The organism is Jeotgalibacillus alimentarius (assembly GCF_000829445.1).
Lineage (GTDB): Bacteria > Bacillota > Bacilli > Bacillales > Jeotgalibacillaceae > Jeotgalibacillus > Jeotgalibacillus alimentarius.
Window position 1 is genome coordinate 172,645 of record NZ_JXRQ01000008.1, and the last position, 26,287, is coordinate 198,931.

The window sequence follows — 26,287 nt, forward strand, 5'->3', positions numbered from 1 at the left end:
ATGATGATTTCACAAGGTAAGTCCTGATGTGTACGTTTTAATATCCATCAGTTTTGACCGAACACTTCAATATCCGGGAGTTCACGTTTTTCAGTTGCTTGCACGCCCTTTGCGGGGAAGCATAACGCTGAAAATAGGGCACCCACCTGCTGAGAGCGGGTTCAAAACGATAGATTCCTACATCGAACGGCACAATTGGGATTTACCACATCTTACATACGGAACAGGTCCGGCGGAATATCCGCCGGGCCTGTTTTTATTTTAATATCGGGCAGATTTGTCGGATTTAAGTTGCATCCGGCATCATAATACGCTATTCTAAAAGGCGCAAATCCAATAAACGGAGTTGATTACATGCTTCATCAATTTTCAAGAAACGAACTTGCGATCGGGTCAGAGGGACTTGATCTTCTAAAAGGTAAAACAGTAGCAGTTCTCGGAATCGGAGGAGTCGGCTCATTTGCAGCTGAGGCCCTTGCGAGAAGTGGAGTCGGCCGCTTAATCCTTGTAGATAAAGACGATGTGGATATTACAAACGTTAACCGTCAGATCATTGCGCTTCTTTCAACAGTGGGTCAGCCAAAGGCAGATCTGATGAAAGAGAGAATTGCAGATATCAATCCTGAATGTGAAGTCCATTCACTAAAGATGTTTTATACAGAAGAAACGTATGAAGAGTTCTTCAGCTATGGCCTCGATTTTGTGGTAGATGCATCTGATACGATTTCATACAAAATCCATTTGATGAAAGAATGTCTGAACAGAAACATTCCGATTATATCAAGTATGGGTGCTGCAAATAAAATGGACCCGACACGTTTCCAGATTGCAGATATTTCAAAAACGCATACAGATCCGATTGCCAAGATCATCAGAAAACACCTGAGAAAAGACGGTATCCAAAAAGGAATTCCAGTAATCTTTTCAGATGAAAGTCCGATTGTGACGCGTGAAGAAGTTAATAAAACAGTCGGAAAAGAAAATGCTCCGATCAGAAAAGCAAAAATGCCGCCTTCATCAAACGCATTTGTACCGTCAGCGGCCGGTTTAATCGCTGCAAGCTATGTGATGAGAGAATTCTTAAAAGACATTGAAATAAAAACAGTCAGATAAAAAACGGCGATCTAGCCGTTTTTTTATTTTGCCTGAAACTTTTTTCCATTATATGCGTATCAGATAGTAATAAGAAAAAAGGGGAGTGGAAAATGAGTCAGCAGGCAGTAGTAGAATTAAAACATGTCACGAAGAAGATCCGCAGCAAAACGATTATTGACAACATTTCATTTAACGTTTTCAGCGGTGAAGTATTTGGATTCCTCGGTCCGAACGGTGCAGGTAAAACAACAACAATCCGTATGATTGTGGGGCTGATGAAGGTGTCATCAGGAGACATCATCGTTAACGGTAAAAGTGTGAAAAACGATTTTGAAGGTGCGGTACAGCACGTGGGTGCAATCGTAGAAAACCCTGAAATGTACAAGTTTATGTCCGGTTATAAAAACCTTATTCATTATTCAAGAATGTATAAAGGGATCTCAAAAGAAAAAATCGATGAAGTCGTAAAGCTCGTCGGTCTTGAAAAACGCATTAACGATAAAGTGAAAACTTATTCTTTAGGTATGAGGCAGCGCCTGGGTATTGCACAAAGTCTTCTGCATGACCCGAAGGTACTGATTCTTGATGAACCGACAAACGGTCTGGACCCGGCAGGAATCCGTGAAATCCGTGATTACATAAGAAGACTTGCGAGAGAGCGGGATATGGCTGTCATTGTATCGAGTCACCTGCTTTCAGAGATGGAAATGATGTGCGACCGGATCGGTATTATTCAAAACGGTAAACTGAAAGATGTTCAGCTGATCGAAGATTTTGTCGGCAACCAGTCTCATGTCTATAAAATTGAAGTCTCAAATGCCGTGGAAATAGCTGATCGTTTGAGACAGGCATTTCCTGCATTTGAAATCAGACTCGTACAGGAGGATCTGCTGATCAATTGTAAAAAAGAAGATATTCCGGCGATCATTAAATGGTGTGTAGAAGAAGGATTGTCTGTATTTGGAGCTGCAAAAGCCGCTAAATCACTTGAAGACAGATTCCTTGAAGTAACATCAGAACAAAAGGAGGAACCTGTAAATGTTTAATCTGATGAGAAATGAATGGATGAAGCTGTTTTCAAGAGCAGCTACTTATGTCATGATCGGAGCAATCGTTCTCGCAGCCATTGCAGCAACAGTGATTATGTTATTTATCAATTCATTGGGTTCAGATCAGAACCTTACATGGCAGGAGCAACTGCAGGCAGACAATGAAAGACTTGAACAAATGATTGAAACCGGTGAAGCCGGATTTATGGGTGATGACCCGGCAGAACGAATCGCAATTAACGAATATGCGCTTGAAAATGACATTGCGCCAAATTCAATGAATATATCTGGTACTTTCTGGTCTTATCTTGAAAACAGTACTTTCCTTCTCTCCCTCATTGGATTATTTGCAATTATTGTAGCCTCGGGGATTGTAGCAAGTGAGTTTTCATGGGGGACAATCAAGCTCCTGATGATCCGGCCGATTGCCAGGTGGAAAATACTTTTATCAAAATTTATTACAGTGGGTGCATTTGGTTTGTTCCTTGTGGTCATTACAGCGATCATTTCTGTCATTTTAGGTCTGATCTTTTTCGACCCGGGTTCTCCGGTGCGGTTAGTATTTGAGGATGGTCAGGTTGTTGAAAAGAGTATGGCCGCATATGTTGTCAGACTATACATCTTCAATTCTCTTGATGTGATTATGCTGACAACGATGGCATTTATGATTTCAGCTGTCTTCCGCAACAGTTCTCTTGCTATTGGTATCAGTCTGTTCCTGTTGTTTGTAGGCGGAACAGCAACAGGCTTTATTGCTGCTTATTATGACTGGGCAAAATTCAGTTTGTTTGCCAATACAAATCTTTCACAGTATGAAATGAATATGCCAATTGTTGAAGGTATGAATATGCAGTTTTCCATTATCATGCTTGTGATTTATTTCGCAGTATTTATGACGCTTGCATTTACTGTATTTACGAAAAGAGATATCGCTTCATAATCGCGATATGTAAATGAAAAAGGCTGGGACAGTGTCCCGGCCTTATTTTAGTTTCTGATAAATCTGCTTTAATGCCTGTTCGAATTTACCGGTTTCTTTCGGTTCGTAATACACAGCCTTTTTTATCGTGTCAGGCAGATATTGCTGGGCAACCCATCCGCCTGGATAGCTGTGTGGATACTTGTATTCAGTACCGCGGCCCATTTTTTCGGCCCCCTGATAATGAGCATCCTTCAGATGATCTGGAACAGCACCTGCTTTTCCTTTACGGATATCAGATAAAGCGGTGTCGATCGCTGAAATGGCTGAATTTGATTTTGGAGACAGACATAATTCTATGACAGCGTTTGCCAGCGGAATCCTTGCTTCCGGAAAGCCGAGCCTTTCAGCGGATTCAATTGCTGAGAGTGTTCTCTGACCCGCCTGGGGGCTTGCTAGCCCGATATCTTCATATGCAATGACCAGCAGGCGTCGTGCGATTGTCGGCAGGTCTCCCGCTTCGATCAGCCTTGCAAGATAATGAAGCGCTGCGTTGGCATCACTTCCGCGTATTGATTTCTGAAATGCACTCATCACATCATAATGGGCATCACCGTCTTTATCATGTGAAAAATATTTTTTCTGCAGACATTCTTCTGCAGTTTGAAGTGAGATTAAAATGTTTCCATCGTCATCTTCTTTTGATGACAATACGGCAAGTTCAAGTGCGTTAAGAGCGCTTCTGACATCCCCGCCGCTGGCTGTGGCGAAGTGACTGACAGCTTCTTTTGAGATCTCAATATTTTTATCTCCAAATCCTCTTTCTGGATCGTGGATCGCCCGCTCAACAGCAGCTTTCATTTCATCTTCATTCAGCGGTTTTAATTCAAATATCTGGACTCGGCTTCTGATCGCGGGGTTAATCGCATGATAAGGATTACTCGTTGTCGCCCCGATTAAAATAACTGTTCCGCTTTCTAAGTGCGGGAGCAGAAAATCCTGCTTCGCTTTATCAAGACGATGAACTTCATCAAGCAGCAGAATGACTCTGCCTGACATTTTTCCTTCCTGCACAACTGCTTCCATATCCTTTTTATTATTGGATACAGCATTCAGCATTCTAAAAGCATATTTCGTACTGCCTGCAATTGCTGAGGCAATAGACGTTTTACCAATTCCGGGAGGACCATATAAAATCATCGATGACAGCTGGTTTGCATCGACCATTCTTCTGATAATCTTCCCCTCCCCGACGAGGTGGGTCTGTCCGATGATTTCATTAATTTCAGCCGGCCGCATTCTGTATGCAAGTGGTTTAACAGCCATAAGATCTCCTCCGTTTCAATGTCTTCATCATAATCCAATAGGTTGCATTCATGCCAATTCTAAAGGTTATATGCTATAATGGCAAAAGCAAAAAGGCGAAAAGGTGGATGACACATGAAAGTCTCAACGAAAGGCCGGTATGGTCTGACAATCATGATTGAACTGGCAAAAAATTATGGAGAAGGTCCAATCTCCCTGAAATCAATTGCAACAACTCATAATTTATCTGAACATTATCTTGAACAGCTGATCGCACCACTTAGAAATTCAGGTTTTGTTAAAAGTGTCCGGGGTGCATATGGTGGATATATTCTTGCAGATGAACCTGCAAACATTACTGCCGGTGACATTATCAGAACGCTTGAAGGCCCGATCAGTCCTGTAGAAGGCCTCGAAAATGAAGCACCACCGCAAAAAGAGCTCTGGATCAGAATCAGAGATGCTGTGCGGAATGTGCTTGATCACACTACGATTGAAGATTTAGCGAATTATACGGAAGAAGGCGAATCAGACGCCTACATGTTTTACATTTAACAGGAGGGTTTTTGTGTGAATAGAATTTATGCTGACCATGCTGCAACTACCCCGATGCTTCCTGAAGTCACTTCAGTGATGATCAAAGTCATGGAAGAGACTTATGGGAATCCTTCAAGTATTCATCAGACAGGAAGAGCAGCAAGAAAAATACTCGATGATGCCAGAACGCTGATTGCTGACAAGCTTGGCGTTCATTTTAATGAGATTCATTTTACGAGTGGGGGGACAGAAGCTGATAACCTCGCTATTTTCGGTACAGTTGAAGCAATGAAACATAAAGGAAATCATATTATTACGACAGCAGTTGAACACCATGCCGTGTTGCATCCCTGTGAAGAGCTTGAGCGTCGGGGATTCGATGTAACGTATCTGGGTGTTGATGAGAATGGAAGAATCAGTATAGAAGAGTTTAAGGCGGCATTGCGTGATGATACCATTCTTGTCACTGTGATGTTTGGCAATAATGAAACAGGTACGCTTCAGCCGATCAGTGAAATCGAACAGCATCTGAAAAGTCATCAGGCAGCCTTTCATACGGACGCCGTTCAGGCATTTGGCCTGATGGATCTTCAGGTAGCTGATCTTGGCATTGATCTGCTGTCAGTCTCTTCTCATAAGATTAATGGACCAAAGGGAGCCGGACTTTTGTATATTAAAAACAGTACCCCACATCAGCCGACAGTATTTGGCGGCGAGCAGGAACGGAAAAAAAGAGCCGGAACAGAGAACCTGGCTGCAATTGCCGGTTTTGCTGAAGCAGTGAAATACGCTTTTGATCATCAGGAAGAAAAAGCGAAGCACCTTGTTAAAATAAAGCAAACGCTTTTGAGTGAACTGAACGATGCAGGCGTACAATATGAAGTGAACGGATCTCTTGAGCATGCACTGCCGCACGTGATAAACTTAAGCATTCCGGGTGCCGAGGTTGAATCGCTGCTGATTAACCTTGACCTTGAAGGTATTGCAGCTTCAAGCGGTTCAGCCTGTACTGCAGGGTCAGTGGAGCCGTCACACGTGCTGTCAGCGATGTATGGGCCTGAAAGTGACAAGCTGTTTAACTCTGTAAGGTTCAGCTTTGGAATGAACAATACGGCTGAAGATGCTGTAACGATTGCACAAAGTCTTAAGAAAATGACAGCCCGCTTTAGCGGCTGATAAGTAAAGGTGATATAAATGACGAAAACACCCGCTGAAACAAGAGTAATTGTCGGGATGTCCGGCGGCGTTGATTCATCTGTTGCTGCTTATTTATTAAAGCAGCAGGGGTATGACGTCATCGGGATTTTTATGAAAAACTGGGACGATACAGACGAAAACGGCGTTTGTACCGCAACAGAAGACTATAATGACGTAATCCGCGTGTGTAACCAGATCGGGATTCCTTATTATGCGGTTAATTTTGAAAAACAGTACTGGGATAAAGTATTTACTTATTTCCTTGAAGAATATAAAGCAGGCAGAACGCCAAACCCTGATGTCATGTGTAATAAGGAAATCAAATTCAAAGCTTTTCTCGATCATGCAATGAAGCTTGGAGCAGATTACCTTGCAACAGGACATTATGCACGGATTGACCGGGCTGATGGTGAAGTGAAAATGCTTCGCGGACTTGATCAGAATAAAGATCAGACCTATTTCCTTAATCAGCTGTCTCAGGACCAGCTTGAGAAAGTGATGTTTCCAATCGGTGACATTGATAAGAAGGAAGTCAGAAAAATTGCTGCTGAAGCAGGACTTGCAACAGCAACGAAAAAAGACAGTACAGGTATCTGCTTTATCGGAGAAAGAAACTTTAAGGAGTTCCTCAGCCAGTATCTCCCGGCACAGCCTGGACGAATGGTCACAATGGACGGTGAAAAAGTCGGCAGCCATGACGGTCTGATGTATTACACAATCGGGCAGCGTCATGGACTTGGTATCGGCGGATCAGGGGAGCCATGGTTTGTACTTGGTAAAAACCTTGAAACAAATGAGCTGTATGTCGGGCAGGGCTTTGAACATGAAGCGCTTTACTCAGATTCTATTACAGCTGTTAAAATGGGCTTCACATCTGACAATGCGCCAACAGAGCCATTTCACTGTACTGCTAAATTCCGCTATCGTCAGCCGGATCAGGGTGTGACTGTCTATATGAAAGAAGATGGCAGCGCAGAGATCGTTTTTGATGAGCCGGTACGTGCAGTCACTCCTGGACAGGCAGTTGTTCTGTATAATGGAGATGAATGTCTTGGCGGCGGTACAATTGATAAGATCTTTAAAAGCTCAAAGCAGCTGATGTACGTCGGATAATCAGATCACATGACCTTTTGTGAGTCGCTCTCACATCAGGTCATTTTTTGTGCCGTATGGTATACTATGCCCAAACTAAGATGATCGAAGGAGATACAATCTATGCAATCTTTAAACGAAAAAGCAATTGAACTGATTCAAAAAGGTGAAATTGAAGAAGCCTTAAAGCTTCTGAATGAACAGATTGAGAAAAACCCGGAAGACCCTGCCGCTTATATTAATTTTGGAAACATCCTGGCAAGATTTGAGGAGAGCGAAAAAGCAGAGCGGTTTTATCAAAAAGCATTGACGCTCGATGAGAATGCGGGAGCAGCTTTATACGCACTCGCTAATTTGTATTATAATCAGGAACGTTTTCAGGAAGCGGCTGTATTATACGAAAAAGCACTTAAAGCAGGACTTGAAGACCACGATGCCTATTTTATGCTTGGAATGTCATTCATGAACAATGATCAGGTGAAACTGGCTGTACCATATCTTCAGCGGGCAGTTGAGTTGTCACCTGAAGATGCGGAAGCACACTTTCAATATGGACTGGCGCTTGCAAAGCTTGAACACGGCTCTGAAGCGATCAGTGCACTCAGCCGTGCAGTGGAACTTGATGGTGAACATGCAGATGCATTTTATAACCTCGGTGTAGCGTATGCAGGGTTTGAAGAGGATGCCGAAAAAGCGCTGAGCTGTTTTGAACAGGCAATTGAGGTGCAGCCTGATCATTACCTTGCACTGAACGGACGTAAAATCATGCAGCAGGCAATCGAAGGGAATTAAAGGAGGAGTCATCCATGAAGGGGCAGCAGACGGATCTGTTTACTGAAGAACTATATGTGAAGGGAACGCTGATCGTTTCTATCTTTTATAATGAAGACAATATGTATTCAGTGGTGAGGATCCGTGTGTCTGACACGAATATTGCAAATGCAGAGAAGGAAATGGTCGTAACCGGTCATTTTCCATCGATGCAGGAGGATGATACGTACGTCTTTTACGGTAAAGTGAAAGAGCATCCGCGCTTTGGCCCCCAGTTCATCGCTGAACGGTTTAAAAAAGAGCTGCCTCAGACCAAGCAGGGAATCATCCACTATCTTTCAAGTGATTTATTCAACGGGATCGGCAGGAAGACTGCCGAAAAAATTGTTGATACACTCGGGGAAAATGCCATTTCAAAAATAATGGAAAATGAATCTGTCCTTTTTGAAGTGCCAAAGCTTTCTGAGGAAAAAGCACACCATATTCATGAAGTGCTGATCGAGCATCAGGGGTTGGAGCGCATTATGGTGCTGTTAAATGACTGGGGATTTGGTCCGCAGCTTTCCATGAAGATCTATCAGTTTTATCAGGAGAATACTGTAGAAGTGATTGAAAAAAATCCTTATCAGCTGGTCCATGATATTGAGGGAGTGGGCTTTGGTAAAGCTGATGAGCTTGGGAGGCAGCTGGGCCTGTCCGGAAAACACCCTGACAGAATTAAAGCTGCCTGCCTTTACACGATCACGCAATTATCCATGCAGGAAGGTCACGTGTATGCTGACTCAAAGCAACTCTTGATCAAAGTGAAGGAACTGCTTGAAAAACATCAGCCGGAAAAAATTGACTACAGTGATATTTCAGGCCGCCTGGTTGAATTGCATGAAGAAACAAAAATCGTTGGTGAAAATAAAAAAGTATACCTGCCTTCACTTTACTTTTCAGAAGTTGGAATCGCTTCAAGCATCGACCGTCTGATCTCGAACACTGAGATATATGATCAGTTTCCTGAGGCGGAATTTCTGCTTGCGCTCGGTGATCTGGAGGAGAGAATCGGGGTTACATATGCACCTTCTCAAAAAGAAGCGATTCAAACCGCCCTGTCTTCTCCAATGATGATCCTGACAGGCGGGCCGGGTACCGGTAAAACAACAGTTATTAAAGGAATTGTTGAGCTATACGCTGAGCTTCACGGGCTGTCGCTTGACCCTGATCAATATGCTAAAGATGATCCTTTCCCTGTCGTGCTAGCTGCCCCTACAGGAAGAGCCGCGAAAAGGATGACAGAATCAACCGGTCTGAAAGCTATGACGATTCACCGTCTGCTTGGTTTTAACGGTCAGGAAGATATGGATGAAGAAGACGATGACAGAATGGTTTCAGGCAGACTGTTAATTATTGATGAGATGTCAATGGTTGATACATGGCTTGCAAATAAACTGCTGCAGGCTGTACCGGATTCCATGCAGGTGATACTGGTTGGAGATCAGGATCAGCTCCCTTCAGTCGGCCCCGGTCAGGTGCTGCAGGACCTTCTTGAAGCAAAAAAGGTTCCTGCTGTTGAGCTTACAGATATTTATAGGCAGGAGGAAGGATCCTCAATCATTGAGCTTGCTCACCACATGAAAAAAGGCCATGTGCCGGATACCATCAGACAACCTTTTGCTGACAGGTCATTTATTCCCTGCAGAGCGCCACAGATGGATGAGGTTGTTGGAAAAGTTGTAAAAAATGCAATGAAAAAAGGGTATACCGCTAAAGACATTCAGGTGCTTGCGCCGATGTACAGAGGTCCGGCAGGGATTGATAAGCTGAATGCGCTCTTGCAGCAGCTGATGAATCCGAATGATGATGGATCAAGAAAAGAGCTGAAGTGGGGAGACATTGTCTATCGGATCGGTGATAAGGTGCTGCAGCTTGTGAATCAGCCTGAAAGCAACGTGTTTAACGGTGATATGGGTGAAGTGATTTCCATTTTTTACGCGAAAGAGAACACTGAAAAACAGGATATGATTCTTGTGTCATTTGACGGCGTCGAAGTGACTTATACAAGGCAGGATCTGAATCAGATTACACATGCATTCTGCTGCTCTATTCATAAATCACAGGGAAGTGAATTTCCGATTGTCGTTCTTCCGGTTGTAAAAAGTTACTCAAGAATGCTCAGAAGAAATCTGCTTTACACAGCGATCACAAGAAGCAGTAAATTTCTCATTATGTGCGGGGAAGAGGATGCTTTCCGGTACGGCGTTGAAAGAAAAGATGACTTAAAACGTATGACATCACTGACTGAAAGACTGGCCGGTGAAGTTGCGGGCACTGATGAACACGCTGATCCTTTTGAAGGTGGTGCTGACCCGATGATCGGGATGGAAGGGATCACGCCATACGATTTCCTTGAAACATCTCAAGGTTGAATTGACAAACCCTTACGATCTCTCATATAATTTCAGGTAGAATAATGAATCTCGAAGAAGGAACAAGTACGCTGAATGTCTCATTTAAAGAGAGAATTCCCTCAGGCTGAAAGGAATTTAATGGAGCTTCAGTGGAAAGCTGGTCCGGAGTGCAGTTAAAAAACTGCCGTCTGCTGCGTTAAAGCAATGAGAGTGATGGGTTTTCAATCCATAACCAGGGTGGTACCGCGAGCGTTGTCTCGTCCCTGTGTAGGATTGAGGACCCTTTTTTTGTTGTCTCAGACGATTCGGGAATTACAAGGAGGATATATGATGGAAAAGTGGACTGGTGCACAAATCAGACAAATGTACTTAGATTTCTTTAAAGAGAAAAATCACGATGTGGAACCAAGTGCTTCGCTTGTGCCACATGAAGATCCGTCGCTGTTATGGATTAACAGTGGTGTTGCGACGTTGAAAAAGTATTTTGACGGACGTGTCATTCCGGCAAACCCGAGAATTGTAAATGCTCAAAAATCGATCCGTACAAATGATATTGAAAATGTAGGTAAAACAGCGAGACACCATACGTTCTTTGAAATGCTTGGGAACTTTTCAATTGGTGAGTACTTCAAGGAAGAAGCAATTGAATGGGCATGGGAATTTCTAACGTCAGAAAAATGGATCGGTTTTGACCCTGAAAAACTTTCAGTAACAATCCACCCGGAAGATGATGAAGCGTATGATATCTGGAATAAAAAAGTTGGTGTGCCGGCAGAAAGAATCATCAGACTCGAAGGTAACTTCTGGGATATCGGAGAAGGACCAAGTGGACCTAACTCTGAAATCTTCTATGACCGCGGTGAAGAGTACGGGAACGACCCGACTGATCCTGAATTATATGCAGGTGGAGAAAATGAGCGGTATCTTGAAATCTGGAACCTGGTATTTTCCCAGTTCAACCACAATGCAGATGACACATATACGCCGCTTCCTAAGAAAAACATTGATACAGGAATGGGACTTGAGAGAATGGCCTGTGTCGTTCAGGATGTTCCGACAAACTTTGAAACAGACCTGTTCATGCCGATCATTGAAGCAACTGAGCTGGTTGCCAAAAGACGTTATGGGCAGAATAATGAAGAAGACACTGCATTCAAGGTAGTTGCTGACCATATCAGAACAGTCGCATTCGCTGTTGGGGACGGCGCACTTCCTTCAAATGAAGGCAGAGGGTACGTGTTACGCCGACTGCTTAGAAGAGCTGTCCGCTACGCTAAACAAATCGGTATCAACCGCCCGTTTATGTTCGAACTTGTACCGGTAGTAGCTGATATCATGATTGATTTCTATCCGGAAGTGAAAAGTAAACAGGAATTTATCCAGAAAGTCATTAAAACAGAAGAAGAACGCTTCCACGAAACACTGAATGAAGGATTGACGATTCTGACTGACCTGATGAAAAAAGCGCAGGAAGACGATTCGAAGGAAATCAGTGGCAAAGACGTTTTCAGATTGTATGATACTTTTGGATTCCCGGTAGAGCTTACGCAGGAATACGCTGAAGAGAATGGTCTCTCCATTGATCAGGCAGGTTTCGAAAAAGAAATGGAAGGCCAGCGCAGCCGTGCGAGAGCTGCACGCCAGGAAAGCGGCTCCATGCAGGTTCAGGGTGGCGTGCTTGGTGATATCCATACACAAAGTGAATTTGTAGGCTATAACAGACTTTCACATACGACTACTCTGGAGGATCTAGTCGTGAATGGTGAATTTGCGACACAAGCATCTGAAGGAACAGACATCCAGTTTGTACTTGCTGAGACACCGTTTTATGCGGAAAGCGGCGGTCAGATTGGTGATAAAGGAACCGTTACACATGAAGGCTGCGTCATTCAAGTGAATGATGTTAAAAAAGCACCTAATGGACAGAACCTTCACACAGGTACGGTTGTCAGCGGTTCAATTAAGAAGGGTGACAGCGTAAGTGCAAGCGTCAGTGATACAGCACGAAACAAGATTACGAAAAATCATACTGCGACTCACCTGCTGCATCAGGCTTTAAAAGATGTACTTGGTGACCATGTCAATCAGGCTGGTTCACTAGTTTCACCAGACCGCCTGCGCTTTGACTTTTCGCATTTTGGTCAGGTAACAAAAGAAGAATTAAGCAAGATTGAAGAGATTGTAAATGAAAAAATATGGACAAGCTACGCTGTGGGTACAGATATTAAGTCACTTGATGAAGCAAAAGCAATGGGCGCAATGGCGCTATTCGGTGAAAAATACGGCTCGGAAGTCCGAGTTGTATCAATCGGCGATTACAGCCTTGAGCTTTGTGGAGGATGCCATGTTGGCAACACTGCTGAGATCGGGTTATTCAGAATTGCATCTGAAGCTGGAATCGGCGCAGGCACAAGACGTATTGAAGCGGTGACTGGTGAGTCAGCTTATCGCCTGATGAATGAACAGATCGACGTTCTTAACCGTTCTGCAGCTCTGCTGAAATCTAACCCGAAAGATCTTGAAAGCCGTATCGAAGCGATTCAGACTGACCTTAAATCTGTCCAGCGTGAAAATGAATCTCTACACGCGAAACTATCTAATATTGAAGCTAAAAATATTATGGATCGCGTGCAGAATATCGATGGCATCTCAGTCCTTGCAGAAAAAGTTCAGGCATCTGATATGAATACACTCAGAACAATGGCTGATGATGTGAAAAATAAAATCGGTTCAGGTGTCCTTGTATTGATCGCAGTGAATGATGACAAAGTACAGATGATTGCAGGGGTGACGAAAGATCTGATCGATCAGGGGTACCATGCAGGCAAACTGATCAAAGAAATTGCTCCGATCTGCGGAGGCGGAGGCGGAGGCCGTCCTGATATGGCTCAGGCAGGCGGAAAAGACCCTTCACGGGTAGAGGAAGCTCTTCAATTTGTGCCTGAATGGGTTAAATCAATTTGATTCTGTTGCTATCTGGTGTACAATAGCAATAGTTGGATAATTGGAATGAATGTGATTCCGTAGTGAGGTGTTGTTGATGAGCTCATTTGATAAAACGATGCGGTTTGACTTTGGAGATGATTCAGCTGATCAGGAAGTACAGCGTGTTCTTGTTCAGGTATTTGAAGCACTCGAAGAAAAAGGCTACAATCCGATCAATCAGATAGTGGGGTATCTCTTATCAGGTGACCCAGCCTATATTCCACGTCATCAGGATGCGAGGAATGTTATCCGTAAATTGGAACGGGACGAAATTATTGAAGAATTGGTGAAGTTTTACCTTCAGCAGCATAAAGAGGGTTGAAAATGAAAATTATGGGACTTGACGTCGGCTCTAAAACAATTGGAGTCGCCGTCAGTGATGACCTCGGGTGGACAGCCCAGGGGATTGAAACTGTTAAAATTAATGAAGCTGCCGGTCAGTTCGGCTTTAAGCGGATCATAGAAATAGCTGAAGAACACGACGTTTCCAAAATCATCATCGGTCTTCCTAAGAATATGAATAATTCGCTTGGGCCACGGGCTGAAGCCAGTCAGCGATATGGTGATATGCTCGGCAGAAGAGTTGATGCTGAGATTGTCTACTGGGATGAACGGCTGAGTACAATGGCAGCTGAACGTGTTCTGCTTGAAGCAGATATGAGCAGAGGTAAACGTAAAAAAGTAATTGATAAAATGGCAGCTGTTATGATCCTTCAGGGGTATCTGGACAGCAATACTAAATGAGGTGACTGAAATGGAACACGGAGAAAAGCAAATTACAGTAATTGATGAGCAGGGAAATGAAGTACTATGCGAAGTACTATTTACTTTTGACTCAGATCAATTTCAAAAATCTTATGTACTTTACTATCCAGTAGGAGATACAGAGGAAGAAGAGATTGAAATCCATGCGTCATCATTCGAACCGAATGATGAAAATTCTGAAGGCGAACTGAAGCCTGTTGAATCAGAGGAAGAATGGGATCTGATTGAGGAAATGCTGAATACTTTCCTTGATGAGGAAGAAAACGAGTAAGATATCCGAAAGCGGGGGCAGCTATTTGCCCCCGCTTATTTTTATTGTATAATGAGACCATTGAGAAAATTGAGCACCAGTTTTTGGGGGGAAATTGATTGAGCGAAAAATCAAGTTTAATAGATCAGTGGAAGCTGAACTTGCAGGAAAGAAAAAAAGAAGCCAGACAGGTAAGAAAGATTGTATTTATTTTATTGATCGTCTTTATGTTTTTATCAATTGGCGCAGCACTTGGGGCTTATTCATATATCAGTTCAGCGCTAGAACCAATGGATGAGACAGATGAAAACGCGATTTCTGTTGAAATTCCAATCGGTTCATCAGTGGATGGAATCTCACAGACGCTTGAGGATAGCGGCGTCATCAAAAATGCACAGGTTTATAAATACTACCTGAAGTTTAACAATGAATCAGAATTTCAGGCAGGTACGTATAATCTGTCTCCGGCTATGACACTCAGTGAAATTACAGAAAGTCTGAAGACTGGAAGAGTTTATCATGAGCCATTGTTTAACGTAACCATTCCAGAAGGATTAAGACTGGAAGAGATCGGCGACATTATTGCTGAAAACACCGACTATACGCAGGAAGAGTTTATGGAAAAAGTAACGGATGAAGCTTTTATTAACTCTCTGATGGAACAATATCCTTCGCTGATCACTGAAGCAGTGAAAGGTGAAGATGTAAAGCTCGCACTTGAAGGCTATCTGTTCCCTGCCACCTATCCATACTATGAGGAAAATCCTTCTCTTGAAGAGATTATTACCCAAATGGTTGATGCCATGGATACAAATGTAGCGCCTTACCGGGATCTGCTCCCTGAATTCGCTGCAGGTGATTATACAGGAGCAGGTGCTGATGAAGCAAAAGTTATGACTGTACATGATCTGATTACGATGGCTTCGCTGCTTGAAGAAGAAGCTGCAGCCACGACTGACAGGTCCATGATTGCAGGGATATTCTACAACCGGCTTGAATACGACATGCCGCTGCAGACAGACCCGACAGTGCTATACGCAAAAGGTCAGTGGCAGGAAAGAGTGCTATTTGAGGATCTTGAAATACAGGATCCTTATAACACGTACCAGGTACAGGGACTTCCACCGGGGCCAATTGCAGCACCTGGCGCGACATCAATCGAAGCGGCAGTCAACCCGGAGGAATCAGATTACTTTTACTTCCTGACATCAGCTGAAGACGGCGCGATGTATTATTCAGAAACGCTTGAAGAGCATGAGCAGAAAGCAGAACAGTTCATCTACAGTGTAAATGATGAGGAATAAAATGATGAAAGAGGGAAAGAACATTCACTTTCCCTCTGATTTTATGTTAGAATAGGTAAAGTATTTTTTAGCGTTTATCACTACAGCCCTTTCAGGGGTAGTACGTGAACGCTCTTTTTTATGGATCCTGAGATCAGAAAAGGTGAGAAAATAGTGGATAAAGTCCATCAATATATTAAAAGTCTCTATCCCGCGCGTTCAGAGCTGGCTGATGAGATGGCTGAATATGCGCGTATTCATGAGGTGCCGATTATGGAGACTGAAGGAATTGAAACACTTCTTCAGCTGCTAAGAGTACAAAATCCTGCCCGGATCCTTGAAATTGGGACGGCAATCGGGTATTCAGCTGTCAGAATGGCTGAGGCCCTCCCACAGACTCAGGTCGTATCAATTGAGCGGGATCCTGTCAGAGCGAAGCTGGCCAGAGAATTTGTTCAAAAGTCAGGTTTTCAGGATCGTATCCACCTGCTCGAAGGGGATGCACTTGAGATTTCTGAAGAGGTTTCATCCTTCGGGCTATTCGATGCCGCCTTTATTGATGCTGCGAAAAGCCAGAATATCCGATTCTTTGAAATGTACGAACAGTACTTTACTGATGATGTGACGGTATATACAGATAATGTCCTGTTTAAAGGGTTAGTAGCTGAACAGACAGGCAACGAAAGCCGGAACGTCAGGCAAATGCTCAGAAAGCTTGACCGCTTCAACCAGTGGATCGCAGCAAATGAAGATTATCACACTGTCATCCTTCCTGTGGGCGACGGTCTGACAATCAGTAAAAAAAGTAAACCATTTCAATGATTCGCTGCCATCGTTCAGCGCGCATTGCAAAGAAAACTCAAAACTTGTGAAAACAGCCCAATTTATGATTGAATTATATTTTGGAAGCTTTAACATGAGAGCGATGTTAAAGTAATAAATTTCTTTAGCAGAGCTGTTGTTTGTAGCGCAAGGGACGACTCCTGCAGGAGAAATCGAAAATCAATAACTGACTTTAATAAAGCCGAAAGTAATAGAATTAGACGCTGCTATACATCCGCTTCAAATTGCAAAATTTAAAGTGAATAAGCCGCTGCGTCCACTCAATGAGAATGAGAAAGGAGCTAACGGCAAAATGAAAAATAAACCCGTTATTATTGGTGTAACAGGCGGTTCAGGGTCAGGGAAAACATCTGTAACAAAAGCAATCTATGATGTCTTTCAGGATCAGTCAATCGCCATTATTGAACAGGATTACTACTATAAAGATCAAAGCGATATTCCTTATGAGGAGCGTCTAAAAACAAACTACGATCACCCGCTGGCATTCGATAATGATCTTTTGATCGAGCATATCGGTATGCTGCTTGAACGTAAAGCGATTGATAAGCCTGTATACGATTATACAGTTCATACCAGATCTGAAAAAACAATTCCTGTAGAATCGAAAGATGTTATTATCGTCGAAGGTATTCTAGTGTTAGAAGACGAGCGTCTCAGAAATCTGATGGATATTAAGCTGTATGTGGATACAGATTCTGATCTTCGGATAATCCGCCGCATGCTGCGTGACATTAATGAAAGAGGACGTACAATTGATTCAGTTGTTGATCAATACATCAATGTTGTACGCCCGATGCATAATCAGTTTATTGAGCCGACGAAACGTTATGCTGATATTATTATTCCTGAAGGCGGACAAAATCACGTTGCGATCGATTTGATGGTAACGAAAATTCAAACAATTCTTGAACAAAAGTCTATTGTGTAATATGATAGCAAAGGCTGAAGAGGATAATTTATCCTCTTTTTAGCATACTTCATAAAAGGGGTTTCAATCACATAGCATGAAAGAACTCATGCATTTTTTAAAGGAGTGAAGGGATTTGGCAAACGAAAAAGTATATCCAATGACTGAAGAAGGTAAACAAAAGCTTGAGCACGAGCTTGAAAACCTGAAATCAGTAAAAAGAAAAGAAGTTGTAGAGAGAATTAAAATCGCAAGAAGCTTTGGGGATCTCTCAGAGAACTCAGAGTATGACTCTGCTAAAGAAGAGCAGGCATTCGTTGAGGGACGCATCTCAACACTTGAGTCTATGATCCGTAATGCAAAAATTATTGAAGATGATCAGGCGCTTGACGGCGTCGTTTCTCTTGGTAAAACAGTGACATTTGTTGAACTTCCTGATGGTGACGAAGAATCATACACAATCGTCGGAAGTGCAGAAGCAGACCCATTTGAAGGAAAAATCTCTAATGATTCACCAATTGCGAAAAGTCTGATTGGCAGGGTAGTAGGAGATGAAGTGAAAGTACAGACCCCGGGCGGAGACATGGACGTCCGTATTACATCAATCAACTGAGTATATACTGCTCAGATAGGGTGCAATGCCCCGCTAGCGGAGACTGAAGAAATTGTTCAGTCTCTTTTTTTATTTGGATGTAACTTTTATCAGTTATATGCGTCTAATACATGCAGGTCGGACGTCCTGTTTTGATAAAAGGAATAGCGGCTCTTGTGAATAGAGCAGGTGCTCATGATATGCTGGTTTAGATTTATATGATCAGGGAAGAGTTGAACGAGGAGTGAGAAAATGAATAATTCCAGAACAAAATTACAAAGCAAAAAAAGGAAAGAAAATATACTGTTAAACGGTTCTATTGCAGTAGTGTTATTACTGATCGCAGGTGTATCGGCATTTATTTTCCTGGGGAGTAATGAAAATCAGGCAGCTGAACCTGAAGAAGAAAAATCAATTGCTGAACAGGTCCAGGAGAATGCTTCTAAAAATGATGACAGTGAAAATGAAGACTCTGAAAACAATGAACTGTCTGTAGCTGAAATAGACGCTGAGGATGAAGAGCAGGAAAATAACGATACAAACCGTGAGTCTGATGAGGATAACAACGCCTCTGAGACAGAGAAAGAAAAGAAAGAAGAAGCAAAGAAAAAAGAAGAAGCTGAAAAGAAAAAACGTGAAAAAGAAGAGCGTGATACAGCTGCAGAAGGGGAAACTGCAAGCCCGGATGATGGGGAATGGAAACCTGTTGGCACAGAACAAACAGGGCAACACACTTCATCCTACGTGGAGGGCAGCGTGGATTGGAATGAAAAGCTGAAAGCCGCTGCTTACGCGACAGGTCTTGATATGAATACGATGACTGTATGGTGGGTTGGAAATGACGGAGGCCCGCAAAACTCAGTTGTAAAAGTGTCATCACCTGATGCTCCCGCTGCACAATACAGTGTACACCTGGAATGGATAGACAAAAAAGGCTGGAAACCTGTAAAAGTTGATGAACTGTAAATGAACCTGAAAAAAGATGCTGCAGTCATTGCAGCATCTTTTTTATGATTTGAAATGTACACTCGCTGTATAATAAGGCCTGCCTTCAGGCGTGAATACTGTCTGGTGCTGTACCTGGTGTACATACAGCATTAATGCCTGGTTATTATCAATTTGAACCTGTATTTTTTTCTCAAGTTCAGGTAACGTGCCCGCTTCAAAAAACTCTACCTTATCTTTTATCAAATCAAGCTGAAAACTCATCCCGGTTCTCCCTTCTTTAAGCTTAGTATATGTTAAAGTCCAATGCTGTTTTATAAAAACTGGTGATTTCAGCGGAAAACAACAACTTTAACATAGCCTGATGATAAGACATTATACCACGGGATGATTGAACTTTACGGGCTGTTATGGTAAGTTCTAATAAGTTTTCAGATTGACAGAGAAGGCAGGGGTTTTGATGAGAATTGGAATAATTGGTGCAATGGAAGAAGAGGTTGAATTACTCCGTAACAGTATGGAAAATATACGGACGGAGACCATTGCTAACAGTGAATTTACATCCGGCGTTCTTCGCGGAAAAGAAGTTGTGCTTGTTAAGAGTGGCATTGGTAAAGTAAATGCCGCGATGACAACAACGATTCTAATGGAAAGATTCAATCCGGATCGTATTATTAATACAGGATCAGCCGGCGGTTTTGACCCGTCGTTAAGTGTTGGGGATGTAGTCATCTCTAATGAAGTAAGACATCATGACGTTGATGTAACTGCTTTTAATTATGAATATGGACAGGTTCCGGGCATGCCTGCTGCTTTTGTGGCGGATGCAAAGCTTAAAGAAACAGCTCTTTCATGTACAAAATCAATCAGCGATATCAAGTCTGTTGCCGGGTTGATCGCAACAGGTGATTCTTTCATGAATGATCCGAAGAGAGTTGAAGCACTGCAGGGTAAATTTGACAATCTGCAGGCGCTTGAAATGGAAGCAGCAGCAATTGCCCAGGTGGCACATCAATATGAGACACCGTTTGTCATTATCAGATCACTCTCTGATATTGCGGGTAAGGAATCCCACGTATCATTTGATCAGTATCTTAAAACGGCAGCAGTCAATTCTGCGAACCTGATTATGCAAATGACGGAAGAACTTTAATCCTGGTCATCATCAAAATGATGAAACAATTTCATTAATGCTCTTTTTTCGATTCTTGAAACGTAGCTTCTCGAGATCCCCAGCTCCTTTGCGATCTCCCGCTGCGTTTTTTCATCCTGGCCATTCATACCAAATCGGGCAGTAATCACCTCACGCTCCCTGTCATCGAGTTTTGTAACGACCTGTCTGATCTTCTCACCGCTCATCTTCTGAGCAATCAGCTCATCCACTTCTTCATCTTCACTCTGCAGGACGTCTATCAGGCTGATGGCGTGTCCGTCTTTGTCTTCACCAATTGGATCATGAAGAGAGATATCTTTTTTGGTTTTTTTCAGAGAACGTAAAAACATGAGCACTTCATTTTCTATACACCTGGCTGCATAGGTCGCAAGCTTTGTTCCTTTATCATAGGAATAGCTGTCAATTGCTTTAATCAATCCGATTGTACCAATTGAAATCAGATCCTCTACAGACTCTCCTGTATTTTCAAATTTCTTGATGATATGTGCAACAAGCCTCAGGTTGTGTTCAATGAGCAGATTTTTTGCTTCATCATCGCCATTTTGAAGCCTCAGAATCGCATCCTTTTCTTCCTCTTTACTTAAAGGTTCAGGAAAAGCGTTCTGCTTAAAATAGCCTGTCAGTGCCGGCAGGTCAATCATCGCAGATAAAATTAAAAAAAATGACAAGTCTTCTCCTCCTTTCACCGGTTATTTAACCGTATGAAAAAAATCAGAAAACTTGCCAGTCCTACTCATTTATCTCGAGTTTCTTTAATTCTTTTTCTTTAAAATTTCCTGTTCAAGGAGCTCCAGAAAGTCGTCTGAAAGCTTTTGTTTTTTTGCTGCTTCATAAGCCTGAATTAAAGCCTCAAGTGATAGTTCATTCATGAAGTTGTTCTCCTTTCAATTATCCATAGCAAAATCGTATCAGACCATTGAATAAAGAACAAGCGTTCCCTTATCCACAGGCGGTCGTGTATAACCTGTGTAAAAGTTGTTAATAAGGGATAAATATATGATAAGGTCAGACGATTGACAGGCAGTGAAGTTATCCACAGGAAAAAGGGAAAGACGATATTTGTCGAACGATTTGTGTAATAGCTTAATAAAAGATTCATTTTGAACTAACCATGCAGATGATGTATGATATAGACTTGAAGTGAAGAGGTGGAGAACAATGATAAAACTATTTTTGCCTAATGAATACGTTGACAGCGTGTTTGAAATAACACCTGCTAAACTTAAAGAGCAGGGAATAAAAGCGATTATTACGGATCTTGATAATACATTGGTTGAATGGGACAGAAAAAATGCCACACCTAAGCTGATTGCATGGCTTGAGGAGATGCAAAAAGAAGGCATCCTGGTCACAATTGTGTCAAACAATAACCAGCTGAGAGTTGAAGCATTTTCAAACCCGATTGGTATTCCTTTCATCTATCATGCCAGAAAGCCGATGGGACGTGCTTTCCGACGTGCAATCAGAGATATGAATGTCAATAAAGATGAAACTGTTGTCATTGGGGATCAGCTGATGACAGACGTATTAGGTGGTAACTTAAATAAGCTTTATACCATTTTAGTTGTACCAGTAGCAAAAACGGATGGTTTTTTCACAAAGTTTAACCGTGTCATTGAAAAAAGACTGCTGAACTTCTTTAAAAGAAAAAACATGATCCAGTGGGAGGATAAAAAGTGAGCGAGGAAAAAATAACTTGTATCGGCTGCGGTGTGGAGATTCAGACGACTGATAAAGATGGTCTGGGTTATGCGCCTCCATCCAGCTTAGAAAGAGAGCAGATTGTATGCCAGCGCTGCTTTAAGCTGAAGCACTACAATGAGGTACAGGACGTTGCGCTGACAGATGATGATTTTCTGAAGATCCTTAATGGTATTGGGCAAGCAGATGCGCTGATCGTTAAAGTCGTCGATATCTCAGACTTTAACGGCAGTTTCTTGACAGGGCTTCATCGCTTTGTAGGCAAAAATCCTGTTCTTTTAATTGGTAATAAAGCCGATGTACTGCCTAAGTCTGTTAAGACAAACAAACTGATTAACTGGATGAAGTACGAAGCGAGTCAGATGGGATTGAAACCGATTGATGTCCTGCTCTGCAGTGCTGATAAAGGTCATCATATTCAGGATGTGCTTGAAGCAATTGACAGAGAGCGTAAAGGCCGTGATGTATATGTTGTCGGCTGTACGAATGTTGGCAAGTCCACATTAATTAATCGTATTATTAAAGAAGTAACAGGTGAGCAGGATATTATTACAACATCCCAGTTCCCTGGAACGACCCTTGATATGATTGAAATTCCGCTTGATGACGGTAAGGCTATCATTGATACGCCTGGTATTATTAACCGTGATCAGATGGCTCACGTTGTGAACAAGCAGGACTTAAAAAAAGTGCTGCCGAAAAAAGAACTGAAACCAAAAGTGTTTCAGTTGAATGAAGAACAGACTCTTTTTATTGCAGGACTGGCAAGATTTGATTTTATAAGCGGGAAGAGAAATTCTTTCACATGCTATTTTTCAAATGAACTGGATATTCACAGAACTAAGCTTGAAAAAGCAGACGATTTATATGACCGTCACCTCGGAGACATGCTATCACCACCAAGGCAGGAGGATCTCGAATCATTCCCTTCTTTAAAGCGTCATGAGTTTAATATAAAAGAAGGAAAAATGGATATTGTATTTTCAGGTCTCGGGTGGATTACAATTAACGAACCCGGCGTAAAAGTTGCCGCTTATGTTCCGGAAGGCGTAAGTGCGATTGTCAGAAAGTCATTAATCTGATGGGGAGGGGGAGCAACTTATGAAGCTTGCAGTCATCGGTTATCCGATTCATCATTCCAAGTCGCCTTTTATGCATAATACCTGGCTGCAGGAATGTGGATTAAAAGGAAGCTATGAGGCATTTGAAGTTTCTCCTGATCAGCTCCGGGAGCAGGTTGTAGACTTCGAAAAAGAAAATTTTACAGGGTATAATGTGACCATTCCACATAAAGAAAATATTATTCAGTATCTGGATGAGATAGATGCCAGTGCAGCAGAGCTGGGTGCAGTCAATACAGTAGTAATCAGAAATGGGAAAAGTTATGGCTATAATACAGACGGCCATGGATTTCTGAAGTCTCTTTTGACAAAGCGTACTGCTCAGGAAGTGAAAAGCAGCGACATTTTGATCGTTGGTGCAGGTGGTGCAGCAAAAGGGATTGCGGGCTCATTGCACTCATTTGGTGCGGAAAAAATCAGCATCGCCAACCGTACAGTGACAAAAGCTGATCAGCTGATCGAATCACATGGCCTGACCGGTGACAGTATGGACCTGGCTGCAGCACAGGAACAGATTGGCCGTTTTGATATCATTATTAATACAACGTCCCAGGGGATGTATCCTCATATTCATCAGGAAGCACTTGATGCTTCAGAGATGAAAGCAGGATCACTGGCAGCTGATATTATTTATAATCCTTTAAAGACGCAATATCTGAAGAAGGCTGAAGCTGCCGGAGCGGATATACTAAACGGAGTTGGTATGTTTGTCTTCCAGGGGGCCCTGGCATTTGAAAAATGGACTGACAGAGAACCCGATACAGCGTCAATGATCAATAAAATTACACAAGATATGAATCAGGAGTGAAATTATGTTAACAGGTAAACAAAAAAGATTTCTTCGTGCAGAAGCACATAACTTATCACCAATTTTCCAGGTGGGTAAAGGCGGCGTAAATGAAAATATGATCAAGCAGATCTCAGAAGCGCTTGAGGTCCGTGAACTGATTAAAATAAGCATTCTTCAAAACTGTGAAGAAGATAAAGATGAAGTGGCAGCAGCGCTTTCAAAAGGTGCAAAAGCAGAGCTTGTACAGGTTATCGGCCATACAATTGTGCTTTACAAAGAGTCCCGTGAAAATAAAAAAATTGAACTGCCGAAAGTAAGAAAATAATGAAAAAAAGGGTAGGATTGATGGGCGGAACATTTGACCCGATCCATATCGCCCACTTAATTATGGCTAATGAGGCTTATCATGCGCTGTCTCTCGATGAAGTGCGTTTCCTGCCGAATGCCGTTCCGCCGCATAAAAAATTGTCAAGTCAGACAAGTGTGGAAGACAGATGCCGGCTGATCGAAAAAAGTATAGAAGATGTACCTTATTTTAAGCTTGACCTGACTGAAATCCAAAGAGAAGGCACTTCTTATACATTTGATACGATCAGCCATTTAACACATCATGAACCGGATACAGCATTTTTCTTTATTATCGGTGGTGATATGATAGAGTCACTCCAGACCTGGCACCGTATTGAGGAATTAATGTGTCTGGTTACCTTTGCCGGATTTGAAAGACCCGGCTATCAAAGCGGTCAGGCTGATCACGTAACCATGATCAGTGGGCCGGTGATGGAACTGTCATCAACCGTTATCAGAAAACGCCTGGCTGAAAAGCAGGATTGCAGATATTTAATTCATGACCGTGCGTACCGATATATTCTCGAGGAGGGACTTTATGAAGCTTGAAGAAGCAAAAGAGGTTGTAAAAGGCATACTTCCTGAAAAAAGGTATATCCATACGCTCGGCGTCATTGATACAGCCATAAAGCTTGCGAAAACACATGATGAAGATACGGAAAAAGCTGCACTCGCAGCAGCCCTTCATGATATGGCAAAATTTCATGATAAACAGGAAATGAAAGAAATCATTTTAAGCCGGCACTTAAATCCTGAACTACTGAACTTTCATCATGAACTGTGGCATGCTCCTGTTGGGGCAGTGCTGGCAGAAGAACAGCACGGCGTGACAAATGAGGATATTCTGAATGCCATCAGATATCATACAACTGGAAGACCGGGAATGAGTAAGCTTGAAAAAATCATTTATATTGCAGATTATATAGAACCGGGCAGAACATTCAGCGGTGTTGAAAATGTCAGAGAAACTGCCGGTCAGAACCTTGACCAGGCAATGAAAATAGCGCTTAAGCAATCCATTCAGTTTCTGATCAGCAAAAGCCAGCCGGTATTTCCGGATACGCTGGCAACCTATAACGAATTCACGCAAAAGGAGAAATGAGAATGTCTAAAGAAAACGAATTATTATCAATTGCATATAAAGCAGCAGACGATAAGCGTGCAGAAGATATCGTCGCACTGAATATGCAGGGGATTTCACTGATCGCAGATTATTTTGTGATCTGCCATGGTAATTCTGACAAGCAGGTACAGGCGATTGCTAAAGAAGTAAAGGACCGTGCAGAAGAAGAGGGTTACACTGTCAAACGTCTGGAAGGTTACGATGAAGCAAGATGGGTGCTTGTTGACCTTGGCAATGTCATTGTACATGTATTCCATCGTGAAGAAAGAGATTATTATAAGCTTGAAAAGCTCTGGGGAGACGCTCAGATTGAAGACATGGCGAGCTCGATCAGCTAATGGCTTATGATCAGTTTGCTTATGTATATGACCGGCTGATGAGTGATGTCCCTTATGACGAATGGATGAGTGTCCTCTTACGTGAGAAGGACCATTTTCAGGTCACTGGGACAAGACTGCTTGATGTCGGCTGTGGAACAGGTGAATGGACGGTTAAAGCATCTGTTCATGGGTTTGAAACGATCGGCATTGACCTTTCTGAATCTATGCTCTCCATGGCGCAGCAAAAAGCGATGGAAGCAGGGCAATCCATCCGGTTTTTCCAGATGGATATGGCTGAAGCCGGTGAACTTGGGCAGTTTGATCTGATTACAATCTTCTGTGATTCCCTGAACTATCTTGAAACAGAAGAAGCAGTCAGACAGACATTTAACAATATGCATCACATGCTCGCTTCAGACGGGATTTTCATGTTTGACGTGCATTCAGTGTATAAAGTAAATGAACTGTTTGTGGGCCAGACTTACTCTTATGATGATGGAGAAGCAGCATACATCTGGAACTCATTTGAAGGTGAATTTGAAAACAGCGCTGAGCATGAGCTGACCTTTTTTATAAAAGAAGAAGGAGACCTGTATGCCAGGTTTGACGAATTTCATAAACAGCGGACGTTTACGATCGATCAATATAAAGCGTGGCTTACTGAAGCAGGATTTAAAGTGGAGTCTGTTACGGCGGATTTTACAGATGAAGAACCTTCAGACACAAGTGAACGCATCTTTATTACATGCACGAAGAGATAACTCTTCGTGTTTTTTGTT

30 protein-coding genes, 1 other RNA gene and 1 other annotated feature are annotated in these 26,287 nt (G+C 42.5%); of the genes, 27 read left to right on the forward strand and 4 right to left on the reverse strand.

All coding sequences use genetic code 11. The features are described from left to right. Positions 1–17 precede the first annotated feature (17 nt). The 4 genes from ssrS to KP77_RS01940 all read left to right on the forward strand — a co-directional run bounded on the left by ssrS (position 18) and on the right by KP77_RS01940 (position 3,084). Positions 18–206, forward strand: a non-coding RNA gene (gene ssrS / locus KP77_RS17745) — 6S RNA. 148 nt (positions 207–354) lie between these two features. Beyond that, positions 355–1,113, forward strand: a complete 759-nt coding sequence (locus tag KP77_RS01930) for a tRNA threonylcarbamoyladenosine dehydratase (protein ID WP_041121040.1) — start codon at positions 355–357, stop codon at positions 1,111–1,113. A 92-nt stretch (positions 1,114–1,205) separates the two neighbouring features. Then, complete coding sequence (locus KP77_RS01935) at positions 1,206–2,141, forward strand: ABC transporter ATP-binding protein (protein ID WP_041121041.1); 936 nt, start codon at positions 1,206–1,208, stop codon at positions 2,139–2,141. Continuing rightward, complete coding sequence (locus KP77_RS01940; RefSeq protein WP_041121042.1) at positions 2,134–3,084, forward strand: ABC transporter permease; 951 nt, start codon at positions 2,134–2,136, stop codon at positions 3,082–3,084. The genes KP77_RS01935 and KP77_RS01940 overlap by 8 nt, the downstream gene beginning before the upstream one ends. Before the next feature lie 42 nt (positions 3,085–3,126). Here the strand turns inward: KP77_RS01940 and KP77_RS01945 are convergent, their stop codons facing one another. After that, on the reverse strand, positions 3,127–4,389 hold the full coding sequence (locus KP77_RS01945; protein WP_041121043.1) for a replication-associated recombination protein A: 1,263 nt from the start codon (positions 4,387–4,389) through the stop codon (positions 3,127–3,129). 114 nt (positions 4,390–4,503) lie between these two features. Here KP77_RS01945 and cymR point away from each other — a divergent pair, with 114 nt between their 5' ends. The 14 genes from cymR (at position 4,504) to KP77_RS02015 (ending at position 18,952) form a co-directional block, all read left to right on the forward strand. Then, entirely contained in the window at positions 4,504–4,923 is a 420-nt protein-coding gene (cymR, locus tag KP77_RS01950; RefSeq protein ID WP_041121044.1) for a cysteine metabolism transcriptional regulator CymR, read from the forward strand. A gap of 15 nt (positions 4,924–4,938) precedes the next feature. Further along, positions 4,939–6,081, forward strand: a complete 1,143-nt coding sequence (locus KP77_RS01955; protein ID WP_041121045.1) for a cysteine desulfurase family protein — start codon at positions 4,939–4,941, stop codon at positions 6,079–6,081. A gap of 18 nt (positions 6,082–6,099) precedes the next feature. After that, positions 6,100–7,215 carry a tRNA 2-thiouridine(34) synthase MnmA gene (mnmA, locus tag KP77_RS01960; protein ID WP_041121046.1) on the forward strand — a complete coding sequence of 372 codons (1,116 nt, stop codon included), beginning with the start codon at positions 6,100–6,102 and terminating at the stop codon, positions 7,213–7,215. A 102-nt stretch (positions 7,216–7,317) separates the two neighbouring features. Then, a complete protein-coding gene (locus KP77_RS01965) occupies positions 7,318–7,986 on the forward strand; it encodes a tetratricopeptide repeat protein (RefSeq protein ID WP_041121047.1) in 669 nt (222 codons plus the stop codon). A gap of 14 nt (positions 7,987–8,000) precedes the next feature. Then, a complete protein-coding gene (recD2, locus tag KP77_RS01970; protein WP_041121048.1) occupies positions 8,001–10,379 on the forward strand; it encodes an SF1B family DNA helicase RecD2 in 2,379 nt (792 codons plus the stop codon). A gap of 45 nt (positions 10,380–10,424) precedes the next feature. Continuing rightward, positions 10,425–10,629: a binding site (T-box leader), on the forward strand. 62 nt (positions 10,630–10,691) lie between these two features. Then, entirely contained in the window at positions 10,692–13,325 is a 2,634-nt protein-coding gene (gene alaS, locus KP77_RS01975) for an alanine--tRNA ligase (RefSeq protein WP_041121049.1), read from the forward strand. A 76-nt stretch (positions 13,326–13,401) separates the two neighbouring features. Beyond that, positions 13,402–13,668 (forward strand): IreB family regulatory phosphoprotein, encoded by a 267-nt coding sequence (locus KP77_RS01980; RefSeq protein ID WP_041121050.1) that lies wholly within the window; start codon positions 13,402–13,404, stop codon positions 13,666–13,668. Positions 13,669–13,670: 2 nt separating this feature from the next. Beyond that, positions 13,671–14,090 carry a Holliday junction resolvase RuvX gene (gene ruvX / locus KP77_RS01985; RefSeq protein WP_041121051.1) on the forward strand — a complete coding sequence of 140 codons (420 nt, stop codon included), beginning with the start codon at positions 13,671–13,673 and terminating at the stop codon, positions 14,088–14,090. A gap of 10 nt (positions 14,091–14,100) precedes the next feature. Then, positions 14,101–14,382: a DUF1292 domain-containing protein gene (locus tag KP77_RS01990; protein ID WP_041121052.1), complete on the forward strand. Its 282-nt coding sequence runs from the start codon at positions 14,101–14,103 to the stop codon at positions 14,380–14,382. Between the two features lie 98 nt (positions 14,383–14,480). Beyond that, a complete protein-coding gene (gene mltG, locus KP77_RS01995) occupies positions 14,481–15,665 on the forward strand; it encodes an endolytic transglycosylase MltG (protein ID WP_084218552.1) in 1,185 nt (394 codons plus the stop codon). A gap of 153 nt (positions 15,666–15,818) precedes the next feature. Further along, the gene (locus KP77_RS02000) at positions 15,819–16,466 is read left to right on the forward strand and encodes an O-methyltransferase (protein ID WP_327063100.1); all 648 of its coding nucleotides are present in this window, start codon (positions 15,819–15,821) and stop codon (positions 16,464–16,466) included. 313 nt (positions 16,467–16,779) lie between these two features. Beyond that, complete coding sequence (gene udk, locus KP77_RS02005; RefSeq protein ID WP_041121053.1) at positions 16,780–17,415, forward strand: uridine kinase; 636 nt, start codon at positions 16,780–16,782, stop codon at positions 17,413–17,415. Positions 17,416–17,530: 115 nt separating this feature from the next. Further along, positions 17,531–18,007 carry a transcription elongation factor GreA gene (greA, locus tag KP77_RS02010; RefSeq protein ID WP_041121054.1) on the forward strand — a complete coding sequence of 159 codons (477 nt, stop codon included), beginning with the start codon at positions 17,531–17,533 and terminating at the stop codon, positions 18,005–18,007. A gap of 231 nt (positions 18,008–18,238) precedes the next feature. Then, entirely contained in the window at positions 18,239–18,952 is a 714-nt protein-coding gene (locus tag KP77_RS02015; RefSeq protein WP_041121055.1) for a DUF1510 family protein, read from the forward strand. Positions 18,953–18,994: 42 nt separating this feature from the next. Here the strand turns inward: KP77_RS02015 and KP77_RS02020 are convergent, their stop codons facing one another. Next, positions 18,995–19,195, reverse strand: coding sequence for a YrzA family protein (locus tag KP77_RS02020; RefSeq protein WP_041121056.1), 201 nt, complete (start codon positions 19,193–19,195; stop codon positions 18,995–18,997). Positions 19,196–19,391: 196 nt separating this feature from the next. Between KP77_RS02020 and mtnN the strand changes: the two genes are divergently transcribed. Further along, on the forward strand, positions 19,392–20,084 hold the full coding sequence (mtnN, locus tag KP77_RS02025; protein ID WP_041121057.1) for a 5'-methylthioadenosine/S-adenosylhomocysteine nucleosidase: 693 nt from the start codon (positions 19,392–19,394) through the stop codon (positions 20,082–20,084). Here the strand turns inward: mtnN and sigK are convergent. Then, positions 20,081–20,746 carry an RNA polymerase sporulation sigma factor SigK gene (gene sigK, locus KP77_RS02030; protein WP_041121215.1) on the reverse strand — a complete coding sequence of 222 codons (666 nt, stop codon included), beginning with the start codon at positions 20,744–20,746 and terminating at the stop codon, positions 20,081–20,083. The genes mtnN and sigK overlap by 4 nt on opposite strands. Positions 20,747–20,857: 111 nt before the next feature. After that, entirely contained in the window at positions 20,858–20,974 is a 117-nt protein-coding gene (gene sda, locus KP77_RS17750) for a sporulation histidine kinase inhibitor Sda (RefSeq protein ID WP_084218553.1), read from the reverse strand. 289 nt (positions 20,975–21,263) lie between these two features. Here sda and KP77_RS02035 point away from each other — a divergent pair, with 289 nt between their 5' ends. The 8 genes from KP77_RS02035 to KP77_RS02070 are packed head-to-tail and all read left to right on the forward strand — an operon-like array spanning position 21,264 to position 26,269. Further along, on the forward strand, positions 21,264–21,785 hold the full coding sequence (locus KP77_RS02035) for a YqeG family HAD IIIA-type phosphatase (protein WP_041121058.1): 522 nt from the start codon (positions 21,264–21,266) through the stop codon (positions 21,783–21,785). Next, entirely contained in the window at positions 21,782–22,888 is a 1,107-nt protein-coding gene (yqeH, locus tag KP77_RS02040; RefSeq protein ID WP_041121059.1) for a ribosome biogenesis GTPase YqeH, read from the forward strand. The genes KP77_RS02035 and yqeH overlap by 4 nt, the downstream gene beginning before the upstream one ends. Before the next feature lie 19 nt (positions 22,889–22,907). After that, a complete protein-coding gene (gene aroE, locus KP77_RS02045) occupies positions 22,908–23,735 on the forward strand; it encodes a shikimate dehydrogenase (RefSeq protein WP_052473909.1) in 828 nt (275 codons plus the stop codon). A gap of 4 nt (positions 23,736–23,739) precedes the next feature. Continuing rightward, a complete protein-coding gene (yhbY, locus tag KP77_RS02050; RefSeq protein ID WP_041121060.1) occupies positions 23,740–24,042 on the forward strand; it encodes a ribosome assembly RNA-binding protein YhbY in 303 nt (100 codons plus the stop codon). A gap of 20 nt (positions 24,043–24,062) precedes the next feature. Beyond that, positions 24,063–24,614, forward strand: a complete 552-nt coding sequence (locus KP77_RS02055; protein WP_235420643.1) for a nicotinate-nucleotide adenylyltransferase — start codon at positions 24,063–24,065, stop codon at positions 24,612–24,614. Beyond that, positions 24,604–25,167 (forward strand): bis(5'-nucleosyl)-tetraphosphatase (symmetrical) YqeK, encoded by a 564-nt coding sequence (gene yqeK, locus KP77_RS02060; protein ID WP_041121062.1) that lies wholly within the window; start codon positions 24,604–24,606, stop codon positions 25,165–25,167. Before KP77_RS02055 ends, yqeK begins: the two co-directional genes overlap by 11 nt. 2 nt (positions 25,168–25,169) lie before the next feature. Further along, positions 25,170–25,526: a ribosome silencing factor gene (gene rsfS / locus KP77_RS02065; protein ID WP_041121063.1), complete on the forward strand. Its 357-nt coding sequence runs from the start codon at positions 25,170–25,172 to the stop codon at positions 25,524–25,526. Further along, on the forward strand, positions 25,526–26,269 hold the full coding sequence (locus tag KP77_RS02070) for a class I SAM-dependent DNA methyltransferase (RefSeq protein ID WP_041121064.1): 744 nt from the start codon (positions 25,526–25,528) through the stop codon (positions 26,267–26,269). The genes rsfS and KP77_RS02070 overlap by 1 nt, the downstream gene beginning before the upstream one ends. The last annotated feature ends 18 nt before the right edge of the window (positions 26,270–26,287 follow it).

What these genes read in the sequence shown, in the direction of transcription:
- mtnN (WP_041121057.1), top strand. Translation starts at nt 19,392, where the DNA reads ATGAGAATTGGAATAATTGGTGCAATGGAAGAAGAGGTTGAATTACTC.
- udk (WP_041121053.1), top strand. Translation starts at nt 16,780, where the DNA reads ATGAAAAATAAACCCGTTATTATTGGTGTAACAGGCGGTTCAGGGTCA.
- KP77_RS01965 (WP_041121047.1), top strand. Translation starts at nt 7,318, where the DNA reads ATGCAATCTTTAAACGAAAAAGCAATTGAACTGATTCAAAAAGGTGAA.
- KP77_RS02035 (WP_041121058.1), top strand. Translation starts at nt 21,264, where the DNA reads ATGATAAAACTATTTTTGCCTAATGAATACGTTGACAGCGTGTTTGAA.
- yqeK (WP_041121062.1), top strand. Translation starts at nt 24,604, where the DNA reads ATGAAGCTTGAAGAAGCAAAAGAGGTTGTAAAAGGCATACTTCCTGAA.
- KP77_RS01930 (WP_041121040.1), top strand. Translation starts at nt 355, where the DNA reads ATGCTTCATCAATTTTCAAGAAACGAACTTGCGATCGGGTCAGAGGGA.
- mnmA (WP_041121046.1), top strand. Translation starts at nt 6,100, where the DNA reads ATGACGAAAACACCCGCTGAAACAAGAGTAATTGTCGGGATGTCCGGC.
- cymR (WP_041121044.1), top strand. Translation starts at nt 4,504, where the DNA reads ATGAAAGTCTCAACGAAAGGCCGGTATGGTCTGACAATCATGATTGAA.
- sigK (WP_041121215.1), bottom strand. Translation starts at nt 20,746, where the DNA reads ATGATTGACCTGCCGGCACTGACAGGCTATTTTAAGCAGAACGCTTTT.
- KP77_RS02015 (WP_041121055.1), top strand. Translation starts at nt 18,239, where the DNA reads ATGAATAATTCCAGAACAAAATTACAAAGCAAAAAAAGGAAAGAAAAT.
- recD2 (WP_041121048.1), top strand. Translation starts at nt 8,001, where the DNA reads ATGAAGGGGCAGCAGACGGATCTGTTTACTGAAGAACTATATGTGAAG.
- KP77_RS01940 (WP_041121042.1), top strand. Translation starts at nt 2,134, where the DNA reads ATGTTTAATCTGATGAGAAATGAATGGATGAAGCTGTTTTCAAGAGCA.
- aroE (WP_052473909.1), top strand. Translation starts at nt 22,908, where the DNA reads ATGAAGCTTGCAGTCATCGGTTATCCGATTCATCATTCCAAGTCGCCT.
- ruvX (WP_041121051.1), top strand. Translation starts at nt 13,671, where the DNA reads ATGAAAATTATGGGACTTGACGTCGGCTCTAAAACAATTGGAGTCGCC.
- KP77_RS01980 (WP_041121050.1), top strand. Translation starts at nt 13,402, where the DNA reads ATGAGCTCATTTGATAAAACGATGCGGTTTGACTTTGGAGATGATTCA.
- rsfS (WP_041121063.1), top strand. Translation starts at nt 25,170, where the DNA reads ATGTCTAAAGAAAACGAATTATTATCAATTGCATATAAAGCAGCAGAC.
- alaS (WP_041121049.1), top strand. Translation starts at nt 10,692, where the DNA reads ATGGAAAAGTGGACTGGTGCACAAATCAGACAAATGTACTTAGATTTC.
- KP77_RS01945 (WP_041121043.1), bottom strand. Translation starts at nt 4,389, where the DNA reads ATGGCTGTTAAACCACTTGCATACAGAATGCGGCCGGCTGAAATTAAT.
- KP77_RS01935 (WP_041121041.1), top strand. Translation starts at nt 1,206, where the DNA reads ATGAGTCAGCAGGCAGTAGTAGAATTAAAACATGTCACGAAGAAGATC.
- KP77_RS02055 (WP_235420643.1), top strand. Translation starts at nt 24,063, where the DNA reads ATGGGCGGAACATTTGACCCGATCCATATCGCCCACTTAATTATGGCT.
- yhbY (WP_041121060.1), top strand. Translation starts at nt 23,740, where the DNA reads ATGTTAACAGGTAAACAAAAAAGATTTCTTCGTGCAGAAGCACATAAC.
- sda (WP_084218553.1), bottom strand. Translation starts at nt 20,974, where the DNA reads ATGAATGAACTATCACTTGAGGCTTTAATTCAGGCTTATGAAGCAGCA.
- KP77_RS02020 (WP_041121056.1), bottom strand. Translation starts at nt 19,195, where the DNA reads ATGAGTTTTCAGCTTGATTTGATAAAAGATAAGGTAGAGTTTTTTGAA.
- KP77_RS01990 (WP_041121052.1), top strand. Translation starts at nt 14,101, where the DNA reads ATGGAACACGGAGAAAAGCAAATTACAGTAATTGATGAGCAGGGAAAT.
- KP77_RS02070 (WP_041121064.1), top strand. Translation starts at nt 25,526, where the DNA reads ATGGCTTATGATCAGTTTGCTTATGTATATGACCGGCTGATGAGTGAT.